The 16286-nt window shown below is 54.6% G+C and carries 12 protein-coding genes; 9 read left to right on the forward strand and 3 right to left on the reverse strand.

The window, feature by feature from the left end; translation table 11 throughout:
• The first annotated feature begins 69 nt into the window (after positions 1–69).
• Both ABD971_RS06830 and ABD971_RS06835 read left to right on the forward strand, forming a co-directional pair.
• On the forward strand, positions 70–3660 hold the full coding sequence (locus ABD971_RS06830; protein ID WP_345320624.1) for a cytochrome c biogenesis protein: 3591 nt from the start codon (positions 70–72) through the stop codon (positions 3658–3660).
• A gap of 1090 nt (positions 3661–4750) precedes the next feature.
• Positions 4751–5155: a hypothetical protein gene (locus ABD971_RS06835; protein ID WP_345320626.1), complete on the forward strand. Its 405-nt coding sequence runs from the start codon at positions 4751–4753 to the stop codon at positions 5153–5155.
• Between the two features lie 638 nt (positions 5156–5793).
• Here the strand turns inward: ABD971_RS06835 and ABD971_RS06840 are convergent.
• The 3 genes from ABD971_RS06840 to ABD971_RS06850 all read right to left on the reverse strand — a co-directional run bounded on the left by ABD971_RS06840 (position 5794) and on the right by ABD971_RS06850 (position 8852).
• On the reverse strand, positions 5794–6237 hold the full coding sequence (locus ABD971_RS06840) for a hypothetical protein (protein ID WP_345320628.1): 444 nt from the start codon (positions 6235–6237) through the stop codon (positions 5794–5796).
• A gap of 75 nt (positions 6238–6312) precedes the next feature.
• Complete coding sequence (locus tag ABD971_RS06845) at positions 6313–7023, reverse strand: hypothetical protein (RefSeq protein WP_345320630.1); 711 nt, start codon at positions 7021–7023, stop codon at positions 6313–6315.
• 476 nt (positions 7024–7499) lie between these two features.
• Positions 7500–8852, reverse strand: a complete 1353-nt coding sequence (locus tag ABD971_RS06850; RefSeq protein WP_339936676.1) for a hypothetical protein — start codon at positions 8850–8852, stop codon at positions 7500–7502.
• 204 nt (positions 8853–9056) lie between these two features.
• Here ABD971_RS06850 and ABD971_RS06855 point away from each other — a divergent pair, with 204 nt between their 5' ends.
• The 7 genes from ABD971_RS06855 to ABD971_RS06885 all read left to right on the forward strand — a co-directional run bounded on the left by ABD971_RS06855 (position 9057) and on the right by ABD971_RS06885 (position 16238).
• Positions 9057–10055 (forward strand): bile acid:sodium symporter family protein, encoded by a 999-nt coding sequence (locus ABD971_RS06855; protein ID WP_345320632.1) that lies wholly within the window; start codon positions 9057–9059, stop codon positions 10053–10055.
• 90 nt (positions 10056–10145) lie between these two features.
• Complete coding sequence (locus tag ABD971_RS06860; RefSeq protein WP_345320634.1) at positions 10146–11117, forward strand: class I SAM-dependent methyltransferase; 972 nt, start codon at positions 10146–10148, stop codon at positions 11115–11117.
• Positions 11118–11268: 151 nt separating this feature from the next.
• On the forward strand, positions 11269–12096 hold the full coding sequence (gene fliP / locus ABD971_RS06865) for a flagellar type III secretion system pore protein FliP (protein ID WP_425571268.1): 828 nt from the start codon (positions 11269–11271) through the stop codon (positions 12094–12096).
• Between the two features lie 14 nt (positions 12097–12110).
• A complete protein-coding gene (locus ABD971_RS06870; RefSeq protein ID WP_372723107.1) occupies positions 12111–12374 on the forward strand; it encodes a flagellar biosynthetic protein FliQ in 264 nt (87 codons plus the stop codon).
• Positions 12374–13168, forward strand: a complete 795-nt coding sequence (locus tag ABD971_RS06875) for a flagellar biosynthetic protein FliR (RefSeq protein WP_339936668.1) — start codon at positions 12374–12376, stop codon at positions 13166–13168. The genes ABD971_RS06870 and ABD971_RS06875 overlap by 1 nt, the downstream gene beginning before the upstream one ends.
• A 22-nt stretch (positions 13169–13190) precedes the next feature.
• Positions 13191–14273 carry a flagellar biosynthesis protein FlhB gene (flhB, locus tag ABD971_RS06880; RefSeq protein ID WP_339936666.1) on the forward strand — a complete coding sequence of 361 codons (1083 nt, stop codon included), beginning with the start codon at positions 13191–13193 and terminating at the stop codon, positions 14271–14273.
• A gap of 393 nt (positions 14274–14666) precedes the next feature.
• Positions 14667–16238, forward strand: a complete 1572-nt coding sequence (locus ABD971_RS06885) for a 2-isopropylmalate synthase (protein WP_345320637.1) — start codon at positions 14667–14669, stop codon at positions 16236–16238.
• The last annotated feature ends 48 nt before the right edge of the window (positions 16239–16286 follow it).

Raw genomic sequence — 16286 nt, forward strand, 5'->3', positions numbered from 1 at the left:
GAAGTTGTTTTCGAACAACAACGAAACGCTCGCCCACCTCTCCCCCCCACCTCACTCTTCATCAAAATCATGGCCACTACCACTTCGCATACCGAATACATCGATCATCAAACCGAAGATTCATTCGGCGAGTTCAGTCATGTTGCGCTGCGTTGGCTCGGTTCACTGAAATTGACCGTGACGCTCTTTGCGTTGTCGTTGATCATCGTCCTGGTGGGCACGCTCGCCCAAGACGAGATGAATATGTTGGAGGTGAAACAGCGATACTTCCTGTCATGGGTCGCGATGCTGCACTTTGATGATTTCGTGCCGCAAGCGTTTTATCGCCATAGCGAGCCCTTGCCCGGCAAGATCCCGTTTCCGGGCGGGGCGTTGATCGGCTTTCTGTTGATGGTGAATCTGGTCGCGGCGAAAATCACGCGGTTCCGAATTCACGCCAGCGGTTCGAAACTGATGCTGGGCATCGGATTTTTGGTTGCCGGTTTAATCGCCACCGGATTCGTGGTGATGGCGGGACATAACAGCGACGGACTACAAGGCACGCCACCGATTTCTTATGACGCGTTGTGGGGGTTGGTGCTGGTCAGCATTGGATTGTTGGCCGCCGGTGCGGTGGCATGGGGAACTCAGGTTCGCAACGCAAAAATTGCGATGCTGCTGTACCAATTGGGCGGACTGCTAACGCTGGTTCTATTGTTTTCCCTGTTCTACGGTTTCCGCATCGGTGATCCTGGACTGAGGATCGTTTGGCAATTGACCAAAGGACTTGGCGTCGGCGGCCTGTTGTTAGTGGGCTGTCTGCTGGTGTTTAACAAACAGGGCGGCAACGTGCTGTTGCACCTGGGCGTCGGTCTTTTGATGCTGGGGCAGTTCACCTTTGGCGACCGCCAACTTGAACAACGTCTCAGTCTCGTCGAAGGCGATTCGACCAACACACTGATCAATTTGGATGCTGCTGAATTGACCTTTATCGAGCGACTCGATGGCATCGATAACATCATCGCGATCCCTGCAAGTCGTTTGCAACAAGCCGCAGCATCAGGTTCGCTGATCGAGGACGAGACGCTTCCGGTCAACGTCAAAGTGATCCAGTACTTCCCCAACTCGACGCTCAAACAAGCCGACAGCAAAGACAACATTGCTACCGCTGGGATCGGGTTGGAAGTCAAAGCCATTGCGGTGACCAAGGCAGGCGGAACCGATGGCGCGATCAATGTTCCGTCGGCTTACGTCGAACTGATCGACAAGGCATCGGGCGAATCGATCAGCACACACCTGGTCAGCCAAGTCATCTCGGATCGCGAGATGTTGATCCCCGGTGAACCGGTCAAAGACGACTTTGATTCGTTTACAGTCAACGAAAAGAGCTATGACATCGGCTTGCGTTTTCATCGCGAAGTCAAACCGTATTGGGTGCAACTCGAAGACGTTCGCCGTGTGAACTACAGCGGCACCGACACACCGCGTGATTACTCGTCGTTCATTCGCATCATCGATACGGAAACCGGCGAAGACCGCAAAGACCGCGTGTGGATGAACAATCCGCTGCGTTATCGTGGTGAAACGTTTTATCAATCCAACTACACGCCACTTCCCGGCGGCAAAGAGATGACTGGAATCCAAGTCGTCCGCAACTCGGGCTGGCTGATTCCCTATGTCGCCTGCAGTATCACCGCGCTCGGCATGCTGGTTCACTTCCTCGGAACGCTGACGCGATTCCTGGATCGTCGTGAACGTGAAACCCGCAAAGAGCTCGCGGCGTTGGCGGAATTCAATCAATCACCACCCTCCAAGTGGCCCGTGTTTGCTACCGTCGGCGCGTTTGCGGGGATCGCACTGATGATGCTGATTCCTTGGCCTGCTGTGATGAATTCGATGCGTCCAAGCGAACGGATGAAACAGTTCGACTTCTACACCGCTGGCAAAATCCCGACTCAATTTGGCGGTCGCGTGATGCCGCTGGACGCCTACGCACGGCAAACTCTTAAAGCGATCAGCAATCGCGAATCACTGCCACTTGATACCGCACCGAAAGAGATTCAAGACCATACTACTGGCCGTTCGGTGTCGGCGATGCAGTGGTTGATGGAAGTGGCGATCGACGATCCCTCGCTGCATGATTTGCCGATGTTCCGCATTGATGCCGAAGAGGTACGCAGCGAACTGGGGCTCGAGCGACGCAAAAGCAAACTCTATTCGCTGAACGAAATTCGTGAGCAATGGGACGAAGCGTCGAAGCTTGTCGAAGCCGCGGGCAAAAAAGAAACGCTTCATCAATCGTTCAAAGAAAAGAAGTTGATCGAATTGGATCGTCGTACGCGGCAATACACGTTGACCGCTGCAGCGTTTCGGATTCCCACACCGTCGCGATTCCCGGCCAGCTTCTTTCCGGAGGGGACGGATGAACAAACGCGTCAAATGTTCGCGCTGCGTGAACTCGAAATGCGAATGGAAAGTCTGGCCAAGATGCCAGCGCCGGCCGTGATCCCGCCGGTTGAAGAGGTGGCCGACGCCGCGGTCGATAATCCGAAATGGTCGGCCTATGCACCGGCGTTTTTTGACATGGCCAAAAATTCGCTCGGGTCCGGCGTGACGCCTCAAGCATCGATCGAGTCGTTTGGCCAAATAATTAAAGCGTATAGCGACATGGACACGGTCGGTTTTAACACCGCCGTCGATAAACATCTCGCCGCGGTGCAAAGCTACAGCATCCCTGGTTATGACAAAGCCATGGTCTCACTGGAACGATGGATGCAGTCAAATTGGCCCACCGGCGTAACGATGTTTTTGTATCTTGCGTCGACCGTCTTGGGGCTGATGTACTTTTTGTTCCACTTGCCTCGGATGCGACAGGCGGTTTGGGGAACGCTAGCCATCGCGCTTGCGATTCACACGTTTACGATTTTGTGCCGCATTGGCATTACCGGCCGCGCTCCGGTCATCAACCTTTACTCGTCCGCCGTCTTTATCGGCTGGGCTGCGGTGCTGTTTGGCTTAGTCGTCGAACGAATTTTCAAATACGGCACTGGCAACCTGTTGTCCGCCGTTGCGGGCGTAATGTCGTTGTTGGTCGCTTATGGGCTGAACACCGGAGACACGATGCCGGTACTGCAAGCGGTTTTGGATACCCAGTTCTGGTTGGCGACTCACGTGATTAGCGTCACGCTTGGCTATGTTGCCACGTTGGTTGCTGGCACGATCGGGATAGGCTATTTGATCGCGGGTTGGGTTGGCAAAGATTCCAAGGTGATGAAAGACCTGTACCGGATGTGTTACGGTGCGGCCTGTTTCGGAATCCTGTTTAGCTTCGTCGGCACAGTCCTAGGTGGCTTGTGGGCCGACGACAGCTGGGGCCGTTTCTGGGGTTGGGATCCGAAAGAAAACGGAGCGTTGTTGATCGTGATCTGGAACGCGCTGATGTTGCACGCTCGCTGGGATGGCATGGTCAAAGCACGCGGTTTCTGTGTATTGGCGATCGGTGGCAACATCGTCACCACGTGGAGCTGGTTTGGCACGAACGAGCTGGGCATTGGACTGCACAGCTACGGATTCACCTCCGGCGTCTTGATGTGGCTGAGCCTGTACATCGCAAGCCAAGCCGCCTTTATCTTGGCCGGGGTCGCGTTCGGTCGCAAACCCAGCGACCTTGAATCCGCGTAATAACTGCGGGCCGCGTATGGGACCGAGCTGAGGTAGCGACGGCGGCGGTCTCAGTAGACAGAGAGATTGCCGCATAACGCGTGGTCGCTACTCGCGGATATTAGGTAGGAAGATTAGGGGTAGGAAAATGCATTCTGCCTGGAATCTTCCTACCTATATCCTTTCTTTTCGAAAGTTGTCTGTGCCCCCTTCAGAAGACAACTGACTTAGTTAGCCGTTTTGGCGCTAGCCACGGTTTCGTCAGCATCCAACCGGGGCTAGCGCCCAAACGGCTAACATGAGAGCGATGATTCCGTACTAAATCAGCAGTCTCCTTCGCTTAGGGGAGCTCGGATGGAGCCTTCAGCGACATCTGGGTGGGGGCCACTCTGCTAAAGAGCAGACAGAAAAATTGGCGTGACAGAAAAATGAAGAGACCATGGAGCGCGTCACCGCGACCAACCATCCACCTCTTCCCCGTTTTCTAACCTTCCATGTTTTAACCTCACAAGACGCAACCCGTTGCGTTGGACAAACCAGTTCGAAGCAATTTGCAGCAGAGATGTCACCACGGAGTTTGGATTCTGACATATTCCTGCCCCCTTCATCTTCCTGCCCAACCTGTTGCATTGACGCAGGATTTCTGTCGTCCCTTCAGGACTACGAGGAGCATTGCCGATCGAATACCTGGGACTCGCGTCAGGGGCTAACTTCTGCCGCTGCGATGCAGCTAATTATTCGTCGCGTTGCGACTGTTGGAAGTGATGACAGGTGTCGGCTGGGAGCCGGATGCGTTAGCGGCGCCCAATATCAATGAGACAAGAATCAATTCTTGAGACACCCATGGAGAAATTGGTGGCAAACCGTGAACATAAAGCGTATCCTAACATCCGAAAGACACCGTTCTACTCGCCCGAAGTCGCGGTGGTGCGGTCCGTTGGAATTGAGAATCTTTTGCCGCAACGCGGTGAATTCAACTTTATGCCGCTAAACCCAATTGCTTCCTCCCGACGAACTGAGATTAGCGTTTGATATCCACTCGCGAAGCTACAAGCTGCTTCGTTGGCTTGGTCTCGCAATAAACGCGGGCGAAATTCCGATACCACGTGTTGTGTCGTCTCGCCACGCGGACGACGTTACCGCCGCGACTCTGGATTGGATCGAGCCTTGCCGCGACTCGTTTCCACGGGACATGCGACCGGATGAAGGCAAGCTTCGAGAATTTGCGGCGTTCTTTGGGACGTATCTGACGAGTTCTTTCGATCTGACAAACGATCCCAGTGTCGTTCTGCGTAATCAATACGGTGGCACTTGCTTCTGTCCTATCTGTGCTCGGCTTGTCAACGGATCTCACCTGAAAGCCAAGAAACTCACTTCATCAGACAAGAAATGTGCGATCTCGCTCATGATTGATCGGCTCCTTGCGTTCGCCGGAGAATATGATCTCAAACTGACAACGGGTAACGCCGAGGCATTGATTGCCAAACATTTTGCCAACACTCGAAATTTCGGTTGAAACATCAATGACCAAGACATACCTCGAGAACGCAAAGCGATGGCAATTCGGATTGTCAACATTGTTTGCGATAACGTTAACGGTGGCAGCGTTCTGCAGCGGTTGGCTTGTCAACGAACGTCGACACCAGGATACAGCCATACCGGCCGGCGGTGGAAAACCACGACAGCAGACTCAACGTGTACTTGCTCTGCTGAATCAGGAACTGACGACCCGAGAATCAAAGATACGTAATATTGAGGCGGGGATAAATCGTATGCGTGATACTGCTGATTCAGACGCAGAGGTGGAATTCGCATTCACCGAACTTAAACGAGAACAGAGAGTGGCTGATCTAATTAAAAAACGCGCTGTTGATATCCAGGCAACGTTGGCCACATCGACAATTCCCGCATGGATGTTCAAACAGTCTCTCGCGACTGCTGTCGTGACCGGTTCGTTTCTTGTAGGGCTGTACGTCGGGCGCAGAACTCGAACGACTCGTATACTGACGCAATGAGCGGCGTCCATCGCGAGCGGGATAGGGCCCGGATTGCTCTGGAGCCCCTCCCACATCATAAACGTAGATCGCCTGCGATTTAATCTTTCTACCGCATCATTCTTTCAGTCTTGCTCCAATGCAGATGATTCCGCTGGCGTCATTTAGATGGTGGGCCGACACCGATATCAGCGGACTTGTTCGTTACGTTGTCAGGCTCGATCTGACCATCATCGTCGCTGCCGTTTTCGCCCACGCTGTACACGATCCAACCGGACTCGGCGGACTGGGTTAGTAGCGTTTCTCCGTTGTACGGATCGATGATCGCATCGGCGGGTAACCCCAGATCATGCAGGTCAACTGAAGACGTCGGTTCCTGACGCGACTGGATCGCATTGAGAACTCTCAAGCAACGTTCCGTCGCGAGCGTGTGTTTCATAGCGTCACGTGCGCTATCGATCGCGGGGACAAGTAGCGTGGTCATGCCGACGGCGGTCACTTTTGATGTCGACGCTGGCTCGTTCGGTGGTCGTGAACTGGTCTCGATTTGCTCGTTCATGTATTCGATGTAATTCGCCAATTGCGGAGTCAAAGAGGCAGCCAATATCGAGAACCCACGAAAGCTCTCGATGCCGAAGGCACGTTCAGACTTGAGTGTCTGCGTGAAATAATTAGCCAGCTATTGCTGAGCCAACTCACGCTCGATCTCAGCATGCGTCTCCGGCGTCAATGTTTCCGTTTGCAGAATACCGTTCAGCTGGTACAAAACTTCACGACGACAGGCCAAGTTGACCATCCACGACACGAGCAAAGGTGTGTCCGCTTGGAGCCGAACCAGTCGCAGTTCTTCGAGACAAACGGCCACCGCGTCGTCCGGCTTTCCGATCGCAGCGAGGTAGCGAGTCCGGATAACCTGTAGCCGTGCGATCGCACGTACATCTTGGCTCACTTGCATTACCTGCTCCATCAGTTGGTTCGGCGTCGATTCGAAATCGAGCGGCCAAGCGAGTCTGTTGCAGTGCGATGCCAGAGCGAGTTGGTTGGGTAGGTGAGAGTGCGAGTCAAAGATCTGACGCAGTTTTGCAATCTGCCCTTCCGCCAGCCCGTGACGCCAGGAGAAGTCATCGGGATAGGCAATCGGGTAGGCTTCGTTGACGACTTGTTCGACCTCGTCGGCGATCGGCTTGAGATAGGTCGCGGCGTTCTCGTCCTCGGCGACGGCAGCTGCCCGCAGATTTGCGAGCGACACCGGTTCCCCTCGATCACGGATCGGTTTCAACGCCGCTTCGACCTCGGCATACGATCGCCAGCTAAAAAATGCCACGACCATTACCAAAATGGCGATCAAGGCGATCGAGACTTTGAAGAACTGTTTCAAGCGATGTTTCATCGTGTGTGCTTTGTGACGAAGGAACTGGCATAGCCGATGGAGTCAATGCTAACACAAAAGAGCCAAGAGTCTTGAGTTTAGCGACGAAACGAAACGACGCCTGTTCCATTTGACGGCTTCAAAAACGAGCTTCAAGTGCTTGCACTTGCCTTCCTTGGCTGTTTTAGAATCGGTCAGAAATCAATCGTCGTTCGATTGAATACACTAGGCTCCAAATCTCTCACGATAGGGCGCACGATCTATCGGACTATATAGACGTCCAGAAATCCCTCGGACTAAAGTCCGCGGCTATCGAAGCAGGTCGCTCTCTTAACACGACATTCCCGTTCAGAACGAGATTAAAAGATGTCCGCACAGGAAAGACGCCTTGCAGGACGTTGGAACACCCGGTTGTTTTTGGGAAGAACGCGTTGCCCATTATCGATCCGACATAGGCTTAATGAACGCTAACAGCTCGGAGAGCTGAGCGACATTGGTTAGGGCTCGCTGATCGTGGGGCCGCCGCTGAATTCTTGAGCGGTCTGGATTCGCGGCGGGGGTGAATGGCTGGTGTCGCTTGGAAGCGATCGGCTCGGAGGCAACAACCACTGCATCAGCGGCGTGGTCTGCTCGGACATCGGCACCATGACGCTGTGTGACGGTGCAACCGCTTTGGCCAACTCGATCGCGGGCATCTCCAACTCACGAGCTTGTACCATCGAGTAGCCATCGGCAATCAATACCACGCCCGCAGGCAAGCCTTCATAACCTTGCTCGGTGCGGCAGATCCCGTCGAGCGTCATCTTGGCGCCAAAGATCTGAAACTGCATTGCCAAGTGGTCGTAGGGAACTGGACGTGCACTTGTGGTGTCGGTCACGACGGTCATACCAAGATCTCGCTGCATCGACGCCAAAAGCGACGTCCCCACAAAACCCTCTTTGGCACGAAGCTCGGCAATCACGTCGACTGTTTTACCGGGACGAATCATGCCGCGACGAAATCGCAAACTGGCGTCGCCCGTTAATTGATGAGGCAGTCGCTGAAACACTCTCGCCAAATCGACCTGATCAAATCGCGACGTGCTTAAATCAACCCACCAACCATCAGGCTCGATGCTCCATCGCATCATGCCCGAGAACGTGGCCTCGTTGCCGAGCATCGCCATCGCGTCGCTGTAGGGAGCCAGGGCAGAGCAGGGCAGGGCGGTGTCGCCCGTTTCCAGCGTCCACGTCGTCACCGGGGTCACACCGCTGCGATCACGAACCACTTCGATGCGAAAACCGCGATCGGTGGGCTGGCCAGTGGGCAAACATTCAATCGTCGCGCGGGTGGAACTGCCGATCATCGATGGGTTGCCCGGTTCGATCCAGGCATCAACGTCACGAAGCGTCATCGGCCCGCTGTCGCTGTGAAGGGTTAAGTCGTTGGCAGCAAAACGCACCGGCGTCGAAACACAAATCGATTGGCACAAAAACCGGTCGTGCACCAATCGCCAAGTATTGCCCAGTTCCGAAGACTGCAGCTCGGGTTGATGCAGCACAATCGAAACGCCATCGTTCACTTCGGTCCAGGTGAGCTTGTAGACCTTGGCAACTTCGCGTTTCGTCTCCGGATCCAGCAATCGAACGTTTTGCAGTTCTAATCGCGAGGGACTGGGGCGATCGAAATCTTCGATCTCGACGTCGAACCCTGTGTCCTTGGCGATCGACGCAGTGATCGTTCGCAAACAATGACGGTGGTACCAGGGCGTCCAGGTCACCAGGATCGTCATCAAAACGATCGAAGTCGGCAGCGCGCAGCAGACAACGAACACCAAGCGAGCAAAGGCTCGTTGTGTCCGTTCATGCATTGGGAATCCTTTCCCTGCGAGGGCGACCGAAACCGTTGACTTAAAAAACCGTGTTTTTCGGACCCATCACGAGTCCGTTTGCTGTGTGCCGTCGGAAGCAGCGGGTGCTTCTGATACCCTGCACGCTAGCGAACAGCGATAGACACGTTCGAATCTTAAGTTCATTACCCTGCTTGCCGATAGGTCGTTTGGAAAAATTACAACATGCGGGCAAGGCTAAAATCACATTGGTTTCTGATCTCACTCGGATTGATCTTTGCCATCGGTTTCTTTGCTAGCGAAGCACTGACTCCGCTCTTAGAATTGACCACACTACGCAGTGCGATCGTGTTCGCCGTGATGGGGTCGATGGGGATCACGTTGCCCGCCCAGTCAGTGCGGCAGAGTCTTCGCAAGCCGCTGCCAACTCTGCTAGCAATCGCGATCAATATCGTCGTCGTGCCGATGATGTGTTGGCCGATGAGGGCGTATTTACCAGCCCCGATCTTTGGCGGTTTGTTCGTCGCATCGCTGGTTCCGTGCACGTTGGCATCGGCGGCCGTGTGGACACGCAAAGCGGGTGGGAACGAATCAATCGCACTAATGACGACCGTCGTCACCAATTTGGCCTGCATCGCGGTGGTGCCCATCGGTGTCGCCTTGGTGCTAGCAAAAACCACGGAACTGTCGGTGACCGACCAGGTCTGGAATCTAACGTGGGTCGTCATTATTCCCATCGTGTTGGCGCAAACGATGCGGATGGCAGGACTTGCGGAATGGGCAGATCGCCAAAAGCTCCGCTTATCGTTCCTTGCCCAGCTCGGTATTCTGTCGATGGTGGGCTTTGGATCGATCGCGAGTGCGATGGTGGTCCGCGAAGCGATGCAGGAGAATGCCTCGCTGTTTGGCCTACAAATCGGACAGCTTTTTGTTTCGGTGGCGATGCTGCACGTCGCGGCACTCGTATTTGGCGTATTCGCGGCACGGGTGGTCCGGGCGGACCGCGAGAGTCAGATTGCGGTCGGGATCGCCGGCAGCCAAAAAACGCTGACGATTGGGCTGCAAATCGCCATCGATTGTGGCGTCAGCGTGATCCCAATGATGATGTACCACTTCACCCAATTGGTCATCGACACGATGATCGCCAGTTATTGGTCGGATGCCAGCAAATCCAAAACGAATTCAAACGAAGAAATCTCAGAGAGTCTCCGAAAAGGGGTCTGACCCTTTGGAAGCAAGTCGTTTTCATTGAGTTTTTTTGCCTCACCGGAGAGGGTCAGACCCCTTTCCGGATATCCTCTCAAGCCGATCTGTATGAAGAACAGCTCCTCCTATTCCCAAAAAACGATCGAACAAGCCAATCTGTTTGCGACTCGGTTGAGCAAACGAGCACGCCATTTACGACGTTATCCCACGCGACGCGGGATCACATGCTATCGACTGTACGAACGTGATATCCCTGAAATCCCATTGGTGGTCGATCGCTACGAAGACAATCTGCACATCACCGAGTACGAACGGCCGCACGATCGCGAACCGGCCGAGCACTCCGAGTGGCTCGATTTGATGGCAAAAACGGCGGGCGAGACGCTGGAAATCCCTGCGAACAACGTTTACTTGAAGAAACGCGAACGGCAACGGGGAACCAAACAGCACGAAAAGGTCGCCGAGACCGATTCGCGGATCGAGGTCCAAGAGGGAGGACTGAAATTCCTGGTCAACTTGGCCGACTATGTCGACACCGGATTATTCCTGGATCACCGCGTGACTCGGCAAATGGTCCGCGAGGTCGCTGCAGGCAAAAATTTCCTGAATCTATTTTGCTATACCGGTTCGTTCAGCGTGTATGCAGCTGCGGGTGGCGCCGCAAAGACGACCAGCGTCGATCTGTCGAAACGCTACATCGAGTGGTCCAAGGTGAACATGCGGCGAAACGGCTTTGATGGGCCGGAGCATGAATATTTCGCGATCGACGCCGTTCAGTTTATCAAAGATCACAAACCTGCGGAACTGTACGACCTCGTCGTCTTTGACCCGCCGACGTTTTCCAACAGCAAGAGCACGCAAAACGACTGGGACGTGCAGACCTGTGCCGTGCCGTTTCTAAATCAATTGCTAGCACTCGTGAAGCCTAACGGAGTGATTTATTTCTCGAACAATTTCCGTGGCTTTAAATTCGATCCGGCGGAGGTTCCGGCAACGACGATCCACGAGATCAGCAATCAAACGGTCCCCGAAGAGTATCGGAATCGGCGGATCCACCGCTGTTGGCGGATTGTAAAGTAGCCGCCGTTCTACTTCCCTCCGCCGTTTCCCCGACAAGACGGAGCTTTGAGACGCCGGGGGCTGAATCGCTCTTTCGCTTTGTTGGCAAATTTCCCTAAAGTCCAAGGGTCTCTTTGCCGAAGGCGTCTCGCGTTGATGGAGCGACGTTGGTTTGATCCGACTGCTTGCAATACCACTGATTCTGCTGATCACTGCGATGTTGCTTGCGCCGACCGCAGCGGCTCAACAGCCGACGATTGTGCAGCAAGAACCGGTCAAAATCGCTGCGGAATCGCTGAACGTCCTCGGTGGCGGTCCCGAACAATGGACTAGCCCCGAAGGCTTGGCGAGCAGCTTGCAAGTCTTGCTGCTATTGACCGTGCTGAGTTTGGCACCGGCGATTTTATTGATGACGACGTGTTATGTCCGCATCATCATCGTGCTTGGATTGTTGCGACAAGCGATTGGTCTGCAATCGTTGCCGCCCAGCCAGGTGATGACCAGCATCGCGATGTTCATGACGTTATTCGTGATGACTCCGGTGTGGACGCGTGTCTACGAAGACGCTGTTAAACCGTACACCGATCCCGACGTCAAAATGTCGATGGAAGAAGCTTACGAAGCCGGCTCGATTCCGATTCGTGAATTCATGTCCAATCAAATTGACGTGGCCGGCAATCATGAAGACGTGCATTTGTTTTATGGTTACATGGATCCCGACGCGCCGCTGCCGAGCACGTTCGCCGATGTACCGATGCGAGTGCTGTTGCCCGCATTCATCTTGAGTGAACTGAAGACCGCATTTTTGATGGGCTTCCAGATTTACCTACCCTTTTTGATTGTCGATCTTGTCGTCGCTAGCGTGACGATCTCGATGGGGATGCTGATGCTTCCCCCTGCGGTGATCTCGCTGCCCTTTAAATTGCTGCTGTTCGTCTTGGTCGACGGATGGCGTTTGGTGGTCCAGATGTTGATGGACAGTTTTGGAACTCTCGTTTAAGGCTTACGTTTGTGATTGACGCTCCTACTGCGGTCGACCTCTGCCGAACTACATTGATGACTGCGGTCGTGATTGCGGCCCCGATGTTGATCGTCGGCATGGGCGCCGGATTGTTGATCGGTTTGCTGCAAGCACTAACTCAGATCCAAGACCAAACGGTGGCATTTGTGCCCAAGGTTCTAGCGATGGCAGCGGTCATGATCGCCTGTATGCCTTGGTTGATGAGCCGGATGGTTGAATTCACGCGAAATGTGTTTGAGAGCGCAGGGTCGCCGTAATGGAACCGTCCGATTTTCCGTCGCTGGTTCAATGGGCGATCGATCATCTTGTCCTCGCGGTGCTCGTGTTAACGCGGCTCAGTACGCTGTTGATCTCGATGCCCGCGATCGGTGTGGGAGTGCCCAAGCGGGTACGCGCGTTATTGGCGATTGCGATCACGATGCTATTGCTTCCGCCGGTCGCAGCCCACGTCGACAATGACTCGCTACCTCGAATCGACAATCTGCTTGAACTGACGATCGCGGTGGCTCGCGAAGGGTTGATCGGATTGTTGATTGGATCGACCATCCAATTGATCGTCACCGGATTACAACTTGCTGGCGAAACGATCACAGGCACCGGCGGCATGCAATTGGGCGACGCTGTGGATCCGACCACGTCAAGCAGTATGCCAACGCTGGCTCGTTTGATCGGATTACTGGTCACCGCAGTCATGCTGGGCGTTGGTGGTCACCGCATGTTGCTGGGGATTTTGGTTGACAGTTTCGAAGCGATGCCCGCGGGCAAAGTCACGTTCGACGACTCGATGATGACGTTGGTGGTCGACCAGATGACCGCCGGAATGACCGCCGGCGTTCGCGTCTCGGCCCCCGTGGTTGCGGCATTGCTTTTGAGCAACGTGTTGACTGGATTGATCAGCCGAACACTGCCACAAATCAACGTGCTCGCGATCGGGCTTAGCATTAATGCGCTAGCATTACTGGTGGTGACCACGCTGACGATCGGTTCGGTGGGATTGATCTTTGAGCAAGAACTAGTGGCCGTGGCAGCAAAATTCGGCCAACTTTGGTAATAAAAGGTAAACGCGACCGAACATGTCTGACAGCAGTGGTGATAAGAAACATTCAGCGACCGAGAAGCGGCGCAGGCAGGCTCGCGAACAAGGCCAAGTGGTTCGCAGCCAAGACCTGACCTCCGCCGCTCTGCTGCTGGCTGCACTCGGAGCCCTGTGGATGCTGGGTGGTCCTGCTGCGGAAACTCTTGCCACGGCGCTTGCCGATTCACTTTCGACGCCTCGTATCACGCCGTTTGGAACCGAGGATGCCTCGCATTGGTTATTGACAACCGGAGGCCGTTTAGCGATCGCAGCGACACCGATGTTGTTGGCAATGCTAGTCGCCGGCGTGCTTGCCAATGTAATGCAGACGGGGCTACTGATCGCGCCGGAGAAGATTACACCGAAACTGAGTAACATCAGCCCGTTGTCCGGTGCCAAACGTATTCTTTCGATGCAGGGCGTTGCCAAGATTGGATTTGGTTCGTTCAAGGTCGCCATCATCAGCGTGGTTGCTTATTACGCGGTCCGCAAATACCAAGATTCGATCCTCGGACTCGCGGCCCTTTCGGTTCCCCAAATTGCCACCGTGTTATTTGACGCGTTGATTGGTACCTGCGTTTGGGTGGGCGGTGCTCTGTTCGTGTTGGCGGTTCTTGAGTACGCGTTCCAGAAATGGAAGAACGAGCAAGAGTTGATGATGACTGACCAAGAGATGCGTGACGAGATGAAAGAAACCGAGGGCGATCCCCAAGTCGCCGCGCGTCGTCGTCAAGTGCAGCGTCAAATGATGATGCAGCGAGTTGGCAGCGAAGTCCCCAAAGCCGACGTCGTGGTCACCAACCCGACCGAGTTGGCGATTGCGATTCAGTATGATCCGACCACGATGCCCGCTCCGATCGTGTTGGCCAAAGGAGCGGGGGTGATCGCGCAGCGGATCCGCCGTCTGGCGCTGGAGAACAGCATTCCGGTGGTCGAGCGAAAACCGCTCGCCCAAGTGCTGTACAAGACGGTCGACGTCGGCGATTCGATTCCTGCGGACCAATACCAAGCGGTCGCCGAAGTGCTTCGCTACGTCTACCAATTGCAAGGCAAGAAGATCCCGAAGGCGACCGCTGCCTAGTGCTTTGTCGCAGCTTAATTTTTGGGTAGCGGAACTCGCGCATGAGTTTCGGCTCGTTTGGCAAATACAACGAAAGTCTTGACGACTTCCGCTACGACCAACCCTAATTGACTTCTAACGGTGCGTTGCAAGTCCCCTTTTTCGAATTATCTGGGCAAAAACCGTGAACCGTTGACGTGGGTCGGCTTCTCTAAGTATGATACTGCCATGAACAACAACCTTATTCTCCTATCGCTGCTACTGCTGCGACGCTTCGGCGGCGGGTGATGAGGCTTTGTTTAGCCACTTTTTGAGTGGCAAATTCAAAAACACATGAGACCCGAGTCGCCAAGCGACCCGGGTTTTTTTATTGTTTTCGCTAACTGATTACCAATTCCAATAGGAACCACTGCGATGTCACAGTCCCCTTCGGGCAATGAAGCGGCCGAGAAACCATCCGACGCGTCCGATTCACGCATGATCCGTATTTTTGATACGACGCTGCGTGATGGCGAACAATCCCCGGGTGCCAGTATGAATCTGGTCGAAAAACTCGAAGTCGCTCAGGCGCTGGCTGATCTGGGTGTCGATATCATCGAAGCAGGGTTCCCGATCGCATCGCCAGGCGATTTTGAAGCGGTCAAACAGATCGCGCAAACCGTTCGCGGATCCACCATCTGTGGCTTGGCTCGCTGTAACGACAAGGACATCGATGCGGCCTGGGAAGCGGTCAAGTACGCTCCGCAAGCACGGATCCACGTCTTTCTTGCCACCAGTGCGATCCATCGCGAATTCAAACTGCGAATGACGACCGACGAAATCGTCGAGCGAGCCGTCGCGGGCGTCCGTCGCGCCGCAAACTACTGTGACGACGTCGAGTTCTCACCCGAGGACGCCTGTCGCACCGAACACGACTTTCTCTGCCGAGTGGTCGAAGCGGCGATCGACGCGGGGGCGACCACCATCAACGTGCCCGATACGGTTGGCTACACCAACCCCAAAGAAATCTTTAACGTCTTTCGCATGTTGCGTGAACGTGTTCCCAACATGGACAAAGCAGTCTTGAGCACGCATTGCCATGACGACCTTGGGATGGCGGTCGCCAACAGCTTGGCGGCAGTCGAAGCCGGGGCAGGGCAGATCGAATGCACGATCAATGGGATCGGCGAACGCGCCGGCAACGCGGCACTCGAAGAAGTCGTGATGGCATTGAAGACGCGTCGTGACTTCTACCAATGTGATACCCGCATCGATACAAAACGATTGGTTCCCGTCAGCCGATTGGTCAGCAAGATGACCGGAATCCAAGTCCAACGCAACAAAGCGATCGTCGGTCGTAACGCGTTCGCCCACGAATCGGGAATCCATCAAGACGGGATGCTCAAAGAACGCAGTACCTACGAGATCATGTCCCCTGATGACGTCGGAGTTGCAAAGACCGACTTGGTGCTGGGTAAACACAGTGGCCGCGCGGCACTTGCGGATCGCGCCAAAACGCTCGGTTACACGTTGACCAGCGAACAATTGCAAACCGTGTTTGATCAATTCAAACGGCTTGCCGACAAAAAGAAGGACATCTACGACGGTGACATCGTTGCATTGATCCAGCAGCAGATCAGCGGCAGTGTTGCCCAAGAATGGACGTTGGTCGATTACGAGGTCACCAGCGGGACAGGCCGAACACCCCATGTCCGTGTCACCTTGCAACATGGCGACCGCGAGATCACCGAGGAAGTCGAACAAGGCGACGGGCCGATTGACGCTGCGTTTTGGGCGGTGGAAAAGATCACGGGCATTGAACTGGTGTGCAAAGATTTCCGTGTTCGCAGTGCCACACTGGGCCGCGACGCAATCGGCGAAGTCAACCTCGAAGTCGAGCACAAAGGCAAGAGTCATCGCGGCGTCGGGGCCAGCACCGATAGTGTCGAGAGCACGATCCTGGCGATGCTGAACGCGATCAACCGGATCATCGCGAAACAGAAATAGCAGGTTCGTCGAGCAAATGGCCTCCGTAGTGGATCTTGCTAAAGATCC

Origin of the sequence: Novipirellula rosea, assembly GCF_039541335.1 — a bacterium.
Lineage (GTDB): Bacteria > Planctomycetota > Planctomycetia > Pirellulales > Pirellulaceae > Novipirellula > Novipirellula rosea.